The following is a 12230-nucleotide window of genomic DNA, read 5'->3' as shown; positions in this document are numbered from 1 at the left end:
TTGGGTTGCCTGCGAAGAGCCAGTCTTCGCTTAAGGGTTATGCCTAAGTGGCGATTCTGGAAAAAAATTTACTATACGAAACTCCAGCGTGAAATGCGAAACCTTTTTAACCAAGGCAGCACTCCTTTCAAGGTGGATCCGTGGCGGAACCTTTGCTGGTTGTCCAGGCAGTCACCAAGACCTATCAACGCGACGGGCAGGCCCCGCATCTGGCGTTGGACGGCATCGACTGCCAGCTCAACCGCGGCGAGGTCATGGTGGTGGTCGGACCTTCCGGTTCCGGCAAGAGCACCTTGCTGCGCACCCTCAACGGGCTGGAAAGCATCGACAGCGGCGCCATCCGCGTGGACGGCGTGTCGCTCACCGACCCGGCCACGGACGTCAACCGCTGGCGCACCGAGGTCGGCATGGTGTTCCAGCACTTCAACCTGTTCCAACACCGTACCGCGCTGGACAACGTCGCGCTACCCCAGCGCGTGGTGCGCGGGCGTCCCCGCGCCGAGGCCGAGCGCTACGCCCGCGAACTGCTGGGCCGGGTCGGCATGGCCGACTACGGCGCGCGCTATCCCAGCCAGCTGTCCGGCGGCCAGCAGCAGCGCGTGGCGATCGCGCGCGCGCTGGCCATGGACCCCAAGCTGATGCTGTTCGACGAGGCCACCTCGGCGCTAGACCCCGAAACCGTGGGAGGCATCCTGGAACTGATGCGCGCGCTGGCGCGCGACGGCATGACCATGGCCGTGGTGACCCATGAAATGGGCTTCGCCCGCGACGTGGGCGACCGCGCGCTGTTCATGGACGCGGGCCGCATCGTGGAAATGGGCACGCCGGACGAAGTGTTCGGCCATCCCAGGGAGGCGCGGACCCGCGCCTTCCTGGAGAAGATTCTGTAGCAGCAGGAAGCAAGGGGCGTTTCGCGCTTGCGCGGCGCCCGGCGGTAACCAGGGCCGGTCCGGCTGATCCGGGCGCTGCCGGCGCACTGTGCTTTGCCCGGAATGACATGAGTCCATTCACCACAAGGGGTAGGAAATGCTGAAAATCAAACAATGGCTGGGCGTCGCCGGCATCGCCCTGGCGGCCGCCTCCGTGGCCCTGCCCGCGCAGGCGGACGAGCTGGGCGACATCCTCAAGCGCGGCGAACTGCGCGTCGCGGTGCAGACCTCCGGGCCGCTGATGAGCTTTATGGACAAGAGCGGCAAGCGCACCGGCCTGGCCGTGGAAGTGGCCAAGCGCATGGCCGACGACCTGGGCGTGAAGCTGGTGCTGCAGGACTACGAGTGGAAGGGCCTGATCCCGGCGCTCTTGTCCGGCAAGGCCGACATGGTGGCCGCCGACATGACGCCGACTCCGCAGCGCGCGGCCCAGGTGCTGTTCTCCACGCCGATGTTCTATGCCGACACCGTGGCCGTGGTGCCCAAGGATTCCCCGTACAAATCGTACGAGGAACTCAACAAGGACGGCGTGACCGTGGGCGTGCTGGGCGCCAGCACTTATGCGGAAGTGGGCAAGAAGATGCTGCCCAAGGCCACCATGAAGGAGTTCTCCGGCGGCAGCGCGCCGGTGGGGCAGGCCCTGTCCAGCGGCCGCCTGGACGCCGGCATCATGTCGCTGTCCACGGCCAACCAGTTCCTGGTCGACTTCGGCAATCTGCGCGTGCTGGACGGCATCATGGTGCGCGAGCCCCTGGCCTTCGCCGTCGCTCCCAACGCCTTCCGCCTGAAGTTCTGGCTGGATAACTGGCAGACGCTGAAGACGGCCGACAACACGCTGCCCGAACAGGTGAAGTACTGGTACTCCACCGACTGGAAGAAAGACCACTGACCCCATGGACTGGCTGCTCGATTTCTATAACTGGCGCATCGTCAGCCAGTACACGGGCCAGTTCGCCACCGGCCTGGCCAACACCCTGATCGCGGCGGGCGCAAGCCTGGTGCTGTCGGTGCTGGCCGGCATCCCGTTGGCGCTTGCCCATATGTCGCCCCGCGCCGCCGTCTGGCGGCCGGTGGCGGCCTATGTGCAATTCATCCGTTCCACCCCCTTGCTGGTGCAGATCTACCTGGTCTATTACGCGGTGCCCATGCTGGTGCCCGGCGCCAAGGGCTGGAGCGAGATGTTGCTGGGGATCATGGCCATGACGCTGCACCACGCGGCCTACATGAGCGAAATCATCCGCGTCGGCATCGAGTCCGTGCCGCGCGGCCAGATCGAAGGCGCCAAGGCCTGCGGCATGAACTACCGCCAGCGCCTGCGCTACGTGGTGCTGCCGCAGGCCTTTGCCAATACCCTGCCGCCGCTCCTGGGCCAGACCGCCGTGCTGATCAAGGACACCTCGCTGTTGTCGCTGATCACGGTGTTCGAACTGGTCGCGGCCGGCGTGCAGATGAACAGCGACCGCATCGTGCCCAACGAGAGCTTCCTGACCATCGCGGCCGGCTATCTGTTGATCTATGCCTGCATGCTGCTGTTGTCGCGCGGCGTGAGCATCTGGCTGGCGGGTCCCGCCTGGAACGCGAGGTAAGCATGCTGGATTCCTATCTTTCCACCGCCGGCGTGGTGCTGCCCTTCCTGCTGAAGGGCTTCTGGGAGACCCTGAAGATCTCCTTCGTGGCCATCATCGCCGGATCCCTGCTGGGCTTTGTCATCGGGGTGATCCGCAGCTACCGCATCCGCGGCGTGCATCAGCTGCTGGGCCTGTACATCCACATCCTGCGCGGCACGCCGTTCCTGGTGCAGCTCTACATCTTCTATTTCGTGCTGCCCAGTACCGGCATAGAAATGCTGCATTGGGATTCGGGCACGGCCGCCTTCGTCTCGCTGTCGGTCTACACGTCCTGCTACGTGGCGGAGATCGTCATGGGCGCGATCCAGGCCGTGCCGCGCGGCCAGACCGAAGGCGCGATGACGCTGGGCCTCAGACCCTTCCAGATCCTGCGGCTGGTCATCCTGCCGCAGGCCATGCGGCTGATCGTCCAGCCCATGAGCGGCGTCTACGTCATGCTGATCAAGAGCACCGCCATCCTGTCGGTGGTGGGCATCACCGAGCTGACGCGGCAGGGCGAGGTCTTCATCATCACCTTCCCGGCCAAGTCGCTGTTCATCTACGGCATGATCGCCGCCATCTATTTCATCTACTGCTACCCGCTGTTGCGCCTGGCCAACTGGCTGGAGAAACGGCTGACGGGCGGCCTGCAGGGCGCAAGCCTGAACTGACGCCGACCACCATGGCTTCCGAGTACATCGACACCTATTACAAGCGCACGCTGGCCGACGCCGCTACCCGCTACGAGCCGCTGACTGAAGCCGCCAGCACCGATGTCTGCGTGATCGGGGCTGGGCTGGCGGGCCTGTCGGCCGCGCTGGAGCTGGCCCGCCGCGGCCGCGACGTGACCTTGCTGGAAGGCCGGCGCGTCGCCTGGGGGGCGTCAGGGCGCAACGGCGGCTCCGTTTCGCCGGCGTTCTCGGCCGGCGCCGACGCCATCAGGAAGCACGTCGACGAAGACCACTACCGCAAGCTCTACCGGCTGTCGATGGAAGGCGTGGAGATCATCCGCAACAACATCCGCGACCTGGCCATCGCCGACGCCCACAAGGTGGACGGCCGCCTGCGCGTGACGCGCTACGAAGCGACCGAGGCCCTGCAGCAGTGGTGCGACAGCCAGCAGCGCGACTTCGGCCGCGACGTGCGCGTGCTGAGCCGCAGCCAGGTCCGCGAACGCCTGCTGTCCGACGCCTACTTCCAGGGCGTCGATGACCCTGCGTCGTTCCACTTCCATCCCCTGAACTACGCCCGCGCGCTGGCGCGCGAGTGCGCGCGGCTGGGCGTGCGCATCCACGAGGACTCGCCCGTGACGCAGGTAGGGCTGGAAGGCGCGGTCAAGCGCCTGCAGACCGACCGCGGCCAAGTCGACGCCCGCACGGTGGTGCTGGCCACCGGCGGCTACACCGAAGGCGTGGTGCCGGCGCTGCGGCGGGCGATGCTGCCCATCGCCACCTACATCATGCTGACCGAGCCCTTGGGCGACCGGGTACAGGAGGCCATCCGCACCCATGCCGCCATCGGCGACGATCGGCGCGCCGGCAACTATTACCGGGTGGTCGATGGCGGCCGCATCAGCTGGGGCAGTAGAATCACCACCCGTGTCGAGGACCCGCCCGACCTGGCCGAGTCGCTGCGCCGCGAACTGCTGACCGTGTATCCGCAGTTGCAGGGGCTGCGCGTGGAAACCGCGTGGTCGGGGCGCATGGCCTACGCGCGGCACCTGATGCCGCAGATCGGGCAACTGGCTCCGGACGTCTGGTACTGCACGGCGTTCGGCGGGCATGGCATGAACACCACGTCCATCGGCGGCCGGGTTGTCGCCGAAGGCATCACGGGCGACACCCAGCGCTACAAGCTGTTCGCGCCGTTCGGACTGGCGTGGAACGGCGGCGGCTTCGGCACGGCGGCGGTGCAACTAACTTATTGGTCTTACCAGGCGCGCGACTGGTGGCGGGAGCTGCGGTCGCGCGCATGACAGGGTGCATAGATGGAAGGCAACAAACAGAGCGTATTGGCACAACGGCTGCGAGCCTTGCGCCAGGCGCGGGCGTGGACCTTGAAGCAGGCGGCCGCGGCCACCGGCGTGTCCGCGTCCACGTTGTCCAAGATCGAAAACAGCCTGCTGTCGCCCACCTATGACAACCTGATCAAGATCGCGGCGGGCCTGGAACTGGACGTGGCCGAACTGTTCACCGCGTCCGACGCCCACATGGGCACCGGTCGCCGCAGCCTCAGCCGCCAGGGGGAAGGGCGCCAGTACGAAACTCCGTACTACGACCACCGCCTGCTCTGCACCGCGCTGTCGCACAAGCGCATGATGCCGTTTCACACCCGCGTCAAGGCGCGCTCCTTCGATGAATTCCAGGACTGGAGTCGCCATCGCGGCGAGGAATTCGTCTACGTGCTGGAAGGCGAGGTCGAGCTCTACACCGAGTTCTACGAACCCGCCCGCCTTAAGGCCGGGGAAAGCTTCTACATAGACAGCCGCATGGGCCATCGCGTGATCAGCCTGAGCCAGGACGACGCCCTGGTGCTGTGGGTGTCCACCCATGCGGACATAGGCGAGGAATAGGCCGCGCCGGGCTGAAATCCCGGGGCAGCCGCCCAAGCCGGCCGCAACAGGGTAAAATGCGGCGCCCGGATCCTCTCCGGGAATACCACCACACCGCGCGGCAGTAGCTCAGCTGGATAGAGCACGGGCCTTCTAAGCCTGAGGTCGGGGGTTCGAGCCCCTCCTGCCGCGCCAGGCTCCCCTATGTCAGGAACCGGCTGCCGCCAGGCAGCCTTTCCCTTGTCCGACGGGCAGCGCGGCAGGCGCCGCAACCCCGTTCTTGACGGCAAGAATCTCCGCCATGATGCTCACCGCGATTTCCGCGGGCGTCCTGCTGCCGATGTGGATGCCGACTGGCGCATGCAGCCGTTCCAGGGACGAGGCGGTTGCGCCGAAATGCTCGATGAACCGTTGCCTGCGGATGTCCGTATTGCGGCGCGAGCCTATGGCGCCCACGTAGAAGGCAGGACTATGCAGCGCTTCCAATAGCGCAAGATCGTCCAGCTTGGGATCGTGGCTCAAGGCGACGATGCAGGTGCGCGTGTCGGGGGCCAGGGCCATCACGGCGTCATCGGGCATTTCCCGGGTGATGTGCACCCCGGGCACGGACCAGCTGCCCACGTGTTCCCCGCGCGGATCGCAGACCGTCACGGCAAAGTCGTTGAACAGGGCCATGGTGGCCAGGTACTCCGCCAACGAGCCTGCGCCGATGAGCAGCATCCGGTACTGCGGTCCCAGGGTGGAGCAGAGCGTCACGCCGTCGAATTGCACCGCCGCGGGCGTCGAGGCCGGCGCCAATGTCACCGCTCCGGTGGCTACGTGGACGATGCGCTGGACCAACTGGCCGGATTCGAGTCGGCGCACCAGGGCGTCCAGTGTTTCGTAGTCCGGTTGGAACTCCAGCAGCAACTCCAGCGTGCCGCCGCAAGGCAGTCCGAACCGGTGCGCTTCGTCGGCGTCGATCCCGTAGCGCACCAGTTCAGGCGCGCCTTGGGCAATGGCGCCTCTGCCGTAGGCGCGGGTATGCCGGTGTATCAGGTCATCTTCGATGCAGCCGCCGGAAACGGAGCCGACGCAACGTCCGTCTTCGCGCAACGCCATCATGGCGCCGACAGGGCGCGGGGAAGAGCCCCAGGTCTTGACCACCGTGGCCAGCAGCAGCCTGTGCCCCTCCGCCAGCCAGGCGCGGGCCTCGCGCAACACCCGGACGTCGACCGTCTCCACGCCTAGGCTCCGCTGCGCACGGGCAGGCTGCGAACCCGCTTGCCGGTGGCGGCGAAGATGGCGTTGCACAGCGCGGGCGCCACGGGCGGCACCGGCGGCTCGCCCACGCCGCCTGGCGGCAGGGCGTGGTCGTCGTTGACCAGATGAGTGCGAATCACGCGCGGCGAGGCGTTGTGGCGCAGCACCTCATAGTCGTGGAAGTTGCTTTGCTTGACGCGGCCCTTTTCGAAGCTGATCTCGCTGACCATGGCGAGGCCCAGGCCCATGATGGCCCCGCCTTCCATCTGTGCGCGGATGCGTTCGGGGTTGATCTGCGGGCCGCAGTCCATCGCCATGTCCACGGCCACCACGCGCACCTGGCCCTTTGCATCCACGGCTACCTCGACCACGGTGGCGGTGTAGCTCATGAAGCTGTAGCAGAATGCCAGCCCCAGACCATGGCCCTGCGGCAGGGTTCTGCCCCATTCCGCGCCTTTGCAGGCCGCTTCGATCACGCCGCGCAGACGGCCCGTGTCGTAGGGGTAGCGCTCGGGGGATTCCGAGTAATTCCAGGTGTCGGCCATCGTGCCCGGGTCGATCCGGCGTGCCGGGCCGATGAGGTCCAGCGCGAAATCCTTGGGATCCTTGCCTGCGCGATGGGCCAGTTCGGCAATGAAGCACTGGGCCGCGTAGGCATGCGGAATGTTGGCTACCGAGCGGAACCAGCCGATGCGGGCATGGGCTTCCACTTCGGCCGTTTCCACCCGGACGTTGGGAATGCGGTACGGCATGTTGATGGCGGACATGGCCGATTCGAACAGCTGCTGGCCCTTGGCGCCTTCCGAGAAGAGGGAGGCAATCGTGGGGGCGGCGCTGCGGTGCAGCCAGGACTGGACCTGGCCGTTCTTGTCCAGAACGGCCTCCAGGCGTTCCACCGACACGGTATGCAGATAGTCATGGTGAATGTCGTCCTCGCGCGTCCACACCAGCTTGACCGGCGTGCCTTCGGGCATGGCGCGGGCGACGATGGCGGCTTCGTCCACGAAGTCGGGCTTGGACTTGCGGCCGAAGCCTCCTCCCAGCAGCAAGACGTTGACCGTGACCTTGGCGGGTTCCAGTTTCAGGCGGGCGGAGACGGCGTCGCGCGCCGCGATGGGGTTCTGGACCGAGGTCCAGACCTCGGCGCGGCCATCCTTGATCAGGACGGTGGCCGCCGGCGGTTCCATCGAGGCATGCGCCAGATGGGGAACGTAGTACTCCGCCGTCACGCGCTCGGCTTCGGGCGCCTTGGCCCAGGCTTGCGCGGCATCGCCCTGGTTGCGCATCGCCTTGCCGGGTTTGCGCGCCGCCGACTCCAGCGTCTGGCGGTAGGTGTTGGAGTCGTAGCTGCCGTTGGGGCCGTCGTCCCATTCGATCTCCAGCGCGTCGCGGCCTTGGCGGGCCGCCCAGGTATTGCGCGCGACGACCGCGACGCCGCCCAGGGGCTGGAACGCGGGCGCCCCTTGCATCGGCGGAATCTCCACCACCTTCAGCACGCCGGGCACGGCCAGCGCCTTGGCGCTGTCGAAGCGGCGCAGCTTGCCGCCGACGACCGGGGGGCGCGCCACCACGGCATAGACCATGCCGGGCAGATGCATGTCCATGCCGTAGCTGGCCTGGCCCTTGCCGATGGCCTCCAGGTCCACCAGGCGCACCTGGTCCTTCCCGATATAGCGGAACTCGGCCCGATCCTTGAGCTTGAGCGCATCGCCCGCGGGAACCGGCTGTTTGGCCGCGTCGGCCGCCAGCTCGCCATAGGCCAGGCGGCGTCCGGTGGGTTGATGCAGCACCTCGTGCTGAACCGCCTTGACCTCGGCCACGGGAACGGACCAGCGCGCCGCCGCCGCGGCTTCCAGCATCTGGCGGGCGGCGGCGCCGACGCGCCGCATGGGCATCAGGAAGTGGCGCACGCTGCGCGAGCCATCCACGTTCTGGTTGCCATAGCGCGCTTCATCGGCCTGCGCCTGCACGATCTTTACGCGGTCCCAGCGCGCTTCCATCTCGTCGGCCACCACCATGGGCAGGCTGGTGCGCACGCCGGTGCCCATTTCGGCCCGGTGCGCGACGATGGTGACCGTGCCGTCCGCCGCGATACTGACGAAAACCAGCGGGTCGTCGACGGTGCCGCCGGGCATGCTGTCGGCGCCGTACTTCTGGGCGCCGCTCTCGGCGGCCCAGGCGGTCGTGACCAAGCCCTTGGACGTGACTGCCAGGGTCAGCGCGCCCAGGGCGCCCTGCAGAAAGCCGCGCCGGGAAAGTTGAGCGGTGTGCGTCATTGCTTGCCTCCCTGGGCCAGCAGCTTGGCAGCCTGCTGTATGGCTGCGCGGATGCGGGGGTAGGTGCCGCAACGGCAGATATTGCCGCTCATGGCGTCCTCGATGTCTTGATCCGTCGGCTGCGCCGTGGCCTTGAGCAGGCTGACCGCGGTCATGATCTGGCCCGCCTGGCAGTAGCCGCATTGGGCAACGTTCTGCTCTATCCAGGCTTGCTGCACCGCCCGGCCGACCGCATCCGCCTCTATCCCTTCGATGGTCGTGATGTTGTGGCCAGCCACGGCCGAGAGGGGGGTGAGACAGGAGCGGATCGGCGCGCCGTCCATGTGCACGGTACAGGCGCCGCACAATGCCATGCCGCATCCGAACTTGGTGCCAGTCATGCCGAGCTCATCCCGCAGCGTCCAGAGCAAGGGCGTTTCGCCGGGGACGTCGATATCCTTCGCCTGGCCATTGATTTGAAGTTGGGTCATAGGAGGAATCCTTGGAGGGCGGACCTGGCAGGCGGGGGGGGGCTTGCCTGAACCTAGAGTGAAGCATCTTTTTATATCGGAATTTCTGCCTAAAAATTCAAAATTTCTGCCTAATTGTTCCAAACGGAATCATGGGCGCTCCCGGAAGGATCTGCTACTGCAACCGCTGCTTCAACAGCTGATACAGCTCCTGCGCGCGGCCTGGCCTCGTGTTCAGCGGGATCGGAAAGATGAGGGTGGCGGTGCGTTGAAGCCGGGGCCGCCTGCAAGAACTCGGGCGGTCCTCAAGCCCGTGGGAACGACAGCCCGCAAGCTTGCCGTATGGCGACCTGCACCGCGGAGGGGGGCCGGGCCGGATCAAACTCGCCCTTGGGCAGGAGCGGCGGTTGCGCCATGAAGCGCGGCCGTTGGCCCCGGTGCGGTTGCGCGGCATGGACCAGGAACGGGTGGCACAGATAAACCGTGCCTGCCGCGCCGGTCGCCAGTTCCACTTCGCAATCCTCGGTCGAAGCGTAGCCGCCGGCGGAGAGCTGCCGCAGCGTCGCGCCCGTTGCGCCATGCGGCAGCAGTTCCCGCGCAATGACGGCATGCGAGCCTTTGCGTATCCGCGTCGGCGCGTCGTCGGGGCCCACGTCCGAAAACAGGAACAGCATCAGCAACGCGCGTCCGCTGCTTTTCACGTTGGCCCGCCACTCCATGAAATCCGGGTTGTCCGTGCCAAAGCTTGCGTCCACGTGCCAACCATCGTCGCCAGGGGATTCGTGGGAAGGAAAGCGGATCGGAAACGTTCCGAGGCCATTGGGAGCAAGCCAGCGGCCTTCGCCGGCGAGCTGATCGTACGCATCGTGCAGTTGGGGCGTGTTGGCGGCTTCGACGAAGGCGGGCGAGAACTTGAATCCCACGCGGATGACGGGTTGAGTCCACTTTTCAGGCTGGTCCGGGGACAACCCGATATCGGCCCACAATTCGTCCCTGCATCGCCGTGCAAGATCGGCGCTGAAAGCGCTCTCGATCTTGACGAAACCATCGTCTATGAAACTCTGGACCTGGCTGTGAGTCAGGCCGATACGCTCGATTCTGGGCATTGCAATGCTCCGTTCGGCCTGCGCGCCGGGTGCGGCTGTTTTGGTCCGATTGGCGGGCAGGCGCCGGAACCGCCTTCAGCCTTTCAGATCGGCGGGAAGGATGCCGTCATTTGCCGCCAGGCGTGGCTGCGAGTTCAGCTAGCTTGGCTATGGTGTTGATGTTGCGGGCCGTTCCGTCAGCCCCGGCCGGGATCCTGAGTTTCGACCGGCCCATGCCCGAGCCGTAAGCGACATAGATTTCCCGCTTGCCCAGGCGGACCTCCTCATCCTGCCTGCCCTTTATCGCCTCCAGCGTGCCGGCGGGGGGCGGAGCATCCAGAAAGATGGCGACGGTCCAGTTGGGAGGGGCATCGGGGAATGGATTGGCCTTGAGCACTGCGGCCATCTCTTTCGCGCTGCGCACGATGACGCCCACCGGCTTTTCGGCATAGGCCAGCAGACGCCGTTCCAACGCCGCCTTGACTTCAACCTCGGACCCTTCGGCCGAGAAGACGACATTGCCGCTGGCGATATAGGTCTGAATATTGCCGAAACCTTCAGCCGCGCACATCGCCTTCAGGTCGGACATCGGCAACTTGCCCGTTCCACCGACATTCACGGCGCGCAATAGGGCAACATATGAGGTCATCTGGTCTCCTTGTTGCGCCATTCTACGTGACGCGTGCCTTGCGGCCAGCCGGCGGCCTGGCAATCCGGAGCAAGGAGCGGAGTTTCAGGAAGACGGTGAATTCCTACACTGGCCTTGTCAATCAATCGCCAGGAGATTTCCATGAAGACCCTTTCCACTGCCACGTTCAAATACGACTTCCGCGCGCCGGGCAGCCAGGTGGAAGGCCCTGTCCGCTACGCCATCGGCCAGACGGTGCTGGGCAAGGTGCTGGTGGCCCGCAGCCAGCGCGGCGTCTGCGCGATCTTCCTGGGCGAAGACGAGCCCGCGCTGCGGGATCAGCTGATCGCCGAATTCCCGGACGCGGAGACGCGCGCGGATCAGGCATTGCTGGCGCGTGAGCTCAACCAGGTGGTCGGATTCATCGACAAGGACACGGCCGAAGGCGTGATCAATCTCGATATCGGCGGGACCGCTTTCGAGCAGAAGGTCTGGCACGCGCTTTGCGGCATACCTGCGGGCAAGACGCGCAGCTATGGCGACGTGGCGCGCGATCTGGGCGTGCCCGAGGCCGTCCGCGCGGTGGCCGGCGCCTGCGCCGCCAACGTGCTTGCCATTGCCATACCCTGCCACCGCGTGGTGCGCCGCGACGGCTCGATCTCCGGCTATCGCTGGGGCGTCGAGCGCAAGCGCGCCCTGCTGGCCGGCGAGGCGGGCGCGGAGCCCGCGGCATGAAACGCGTGGCGGGCCCGGGCGTTGCCGCGCAGGCGGATGCCTGCGAGGGCTACGATTGGGCGCAGGTGGGCCGCATGCTGGATGCGCACGGCAATGCCGTGCTGCCCGGCCTGCTGAGTGCCCGTCTATGCAAGGCGCTGGCCGCGCGCTACGCCGGGGACGAAGGTTATCGCACGCGGATCGTCATGGCTCGCCATGGATTCGGGCGCGGCGAGTACAAGTATTTCGCATACCCCTTGCCGCCGCTGCTCGACCAGCTGCGCATTGCGCTCTACCGCCGGCTGGCGCCGATCGCCAATCGCTGGAATCGCAGCCTGGGACTGGACGCGCGGTATCCGGACGAGCTGGACGAATTCCTGCAGCGCTGCCATCAGGCAGGCCAGACGCGGCCGACGCCGCTGATCCTGCAGTACGGGGAGGGCGACTACAACTGCCTGCACCAGGATCTCTATGGAGACCACGTGTTTCCGCTGCAGGTCGCCATTCTGCTATCCCGGCCCGGCGAGGACTACACCGGCGGCGAGTTCGTGATGACCGAGCTTTCGCCCCGCGGCCAGCGCGCGGAGGTGGTGCCGCTGAGGCAGGGCGATGCCTTGGTCTTCACCGTCAACCAGCGGCCCGTGGCAGGCTCGCGCGGCGTCCACCGTGTCGCCATGCGGCATGGCGTCAGCCGCATTCGCAGCGGCCATCGTCATACCCTGGGCCTCATCTTCCATGACGCGAGGTAG

At 66.4% G+C, this 12230-nt stretch carries 13 protein-coding genes and 1 tRNA gene; 9 read left to right on the top strand and 5 right to left on the bottom strand.

The window, feature by feature from the left end:
• Positions 1–140: 140 nt before the first annotated feature.
• From HWY37_RS28830 to HWY37_RS28800, 7 genes are all read left to right on the top strand, one after another.
• Complete coding sequence (locus HWY37_RS28830) at positions 141–890, top strand: amino acid ABC transporter ATP-binding protein (protein ID WP_176090372.1); 750 nt, start codon at positions 141–143, stop codon at positions 888–890.
• A gap of 136 nt (positions 891–1026) precedes the next feature.
• Positions 1027–1818 (top strand): ABC transporter substrate-binding protein, encoded by a 792-nt coding sequence (locus tag HWY37_RS28825; protein ID WP_175206074.1) that lies wholly within the window; start codon positions 1027–1029, stop codon positions 1816–1818.
• A gap of 4 nt (positions 1819–1822) precedes the next feature.
• Positions 1823–2515 (top strand): amino acid ABC transporter permease, encoded by a 693-nt coding sequence (locus HWY37_RS28820; RefSeq protein ID WP_175206075.1) that lies wholly within the window; start codon positions 1823–1825, stop codon positions 2513–2515.
• 2 nt (positions 2516–2517) lie between these two features.
• Positions 2518–3207, top strand: coding sequence for an amino acid ABC transporter permease (locus HWY37_RS28815; protein ID WP_175206076.1), 690 nt, complete (start codon positions 2518–2520; stop codon positions 3205–3207).
• Between the two features lie 11 nt (positions 3208–3218).
• Entirely contained in the window at positions 3219–4511 is a 1293-nt protein-coding gene (locus tag HWY37_RS28810; RefSeq protein ID WP_176090371.1) for an NAD(P)/FAD-dependent oxidoreductase, read from the top strand.
• A 12-nt stretch (positions 4512–4523) separates the two neighbouring features.
• Complete coding sequence (locus tag HWY37_RS28805) at positions 4524–5108, top strand: helix-turn-helix domain-containing protein (protein ID WP_175206078.1); 585 nt, start codon at positions 4524–4526, stop codon at positions 5106–5108.
• Positions 5109–5205: 97 nt separating this feature from the next.
• A tRNA-Arg gene (locus HWY37_RS28800) sits at positions 5206–5282 on the top strand.
• 12 nt (positions 5283–5294) lie between these two features.
• Here the strand turns inward: HWY37_RS28800 and HWY37_RS28795 are convergent.
• From HWY37_RS28795 to HWY37_RS28775, 5 genes are all read right to left on the bottom strand, one after another.
• Complete coding sequence (locus tag HWY37_RS28795; protein ID WP_176090370.1) at positions 5295–6311, bottom strand: XdhC family protein; 1017 nt, start codon at positions 6309–6311, stop codon at positions 5295–5297.
• 2 nt (positions 6312–6313) lie between these two features.
• On the bottom strand, positions 6314–8605 hold the full coding sequence (locus HWY37_RS28790; RefSeq protein WP_176090369.1) for a xanthine dehydrogenase family protein molybdopterin-binding subunit: 2292 nt from the start codon (positions 8603–8605) through the stop codon (positions 6314–6316).
• Positions 8602–9075 carry a (2Fe-2S)-binding protein gene (locus tag HWY37_RS28785; RefSeq protein WP_176090368.1) on the bottom strand — a complete coding sequence of 158 codons (474 nt, stop codon included), beginning with the start codon at positions 9073–9075 and terminating at the stop codon, positions 8602–8604. The genes HWY37_RS28790 and HWY37_RS28785 overlap by 4 nt, the downstream gene beginning before the upstream one ends.
• 284 nt (positions 9076–9359) lie before the next feature.
• Positions 9360–10160 (bottom strand): phytanoyl-CoA dioxygenase family protein, encoded by an 801-nt coding sequence (locus HWY37_RS28780; protein WP_175206082.1) that lies wholly within the window; start codon positions 10158–10160, stop codon positions 9360–9362.
• 106 nt (positions 10161–10266) lie between these two features.
• The gene (locus HWY37_RS28775) at positions 10267–10788 is read right to left on the bottom strand and encodes a DUF1697 domain-containing protein (protein WP_176090367.1); all 522 of its coding nucleotides are present in this window, start codon (positions 10786–10788) and stop codon (positions 10267–10269) included.
• 141 nt (positions 10789–10929) lie between these two features.
• On the opposite strand from HWY37_RS28775, the gene HWY37_RS28770 reads away from it, so the two are divergent.
• Positions 10930–11502, top strand: a complete 573-nt coding sequence (locus HWY37_RS28770) for a methylated-DNA--[protein]-cysteine S-methyltransferase (protein ID WP_175206084.1) — start codon at positions 10930–10932, stop codon at positions 11500–11502.
• Positions 11499–12230 carry a 2OG-Fe(II) oxygenase gene (locus tag HWY37_RS28765; RefSeq protein ID WP_176090366.1) on the top strand — a complete coding sequence of 244 codons (732 nt, stop codon included), beginning with the start codon at positions 11499–11501 and terminating at the stop codon, positions 12228–12230. Before HWY37_RS28770 ends, HWY37_RS28765 begins: the two co-directional genes overlap by 4 nt.

Origin of the sequence: Achromobacter anxifer (assembly GCF_903652925.1) — a bacterium.
In the GTDB taxonomy this organism is placed as follows: domain Bacteria; phylum Pseudomonadota; class Gammaproteobacteria; order Burkholderiales; family Burkholderiaceae_B; genus Achromobacter; species Achromobacter anxifer.
The sequence above is the reverse complement of the archived record's forward strand: the minus strand, read 5'-3'. Positions and strand labels throughout refer to the sequence as shown.

Coding starts and splice junctions, on each gene's coding strand:
- HWY37_RS28825 (WP_175206074.1), top strand. CDS start 1,027: ATGCTGAAAATCAAACAATGGCTGGGCGTCGCCGGCATCGCCCTGGCG.
- HWY37_RS28820 (WP_175206075.1), top strand. CDS start 1,823: ATGGACTGGCTGCTCGATTTCTATAACTGGCGCATCGTCAGCCAGTAC.
- HWY37_RS28815 (WP_175206076.1), top strand. CDS start 2,518: ATGCTGGATTCCTATCTTTCCACCGCCGGCGTGGTGCTGCCCTTCCTG.
- HWY37_RS28810 (WP_176090371.1), top strand. CDS start 3,219: ATGGCTTCCGAGTACATCGACACCTATTACAAGCGCACGCTGGCCGAC.
- HWY37_RS28805 (WP_175206078.1), top strand. CDS start 4,524: ATGGAAGGCAACAAACAGAGCGTATTGGCACAACGGCTGCGAGCCTTG.
- HWY37_RS28790 (WP_176090369.1), bottom strand. CDS start 8,605: ATGACGCACACCGCTCAACTTTCCCGGCGCGGCTTTCTGCAGGGCGCC.
- HWY37_RS28785 (WP_176090368.1), bottom strand. CDS start 9,075: ATGACCCAACTTCAAATCAATGGCCAGGCGAAGGATATCGACGTCCCC.
- HWY37_RS28780 (WP_175206082.1), bottom strand. CDS start 10,160: ATGCCCAGAATCGAGCGTATCGGCCTGACTCACAGCCAGGTCCAGAGT.
- HWY37_RS28775 (WP_176090367.1), bottom strand. CDS start 10,788: ATGACCTCATATGTTGCCCTATTGCGCGCCGTGAATGTCGGTGGAACG.
- HWY37_RS28770 (WP_175206084.1), top strand. CDS start 10,930: ATGAAGACCCTTTCCACTGCCACGTTCAAATACGACTTCCGCGCGCCG.
- HWY37_RS28765 (WP_176090366.1), top strand. CDS start 11,499: ATGAAACGCGTGGCGGGCCCGGGCGTTGCCGCGCAGGCGGATGCCTGC.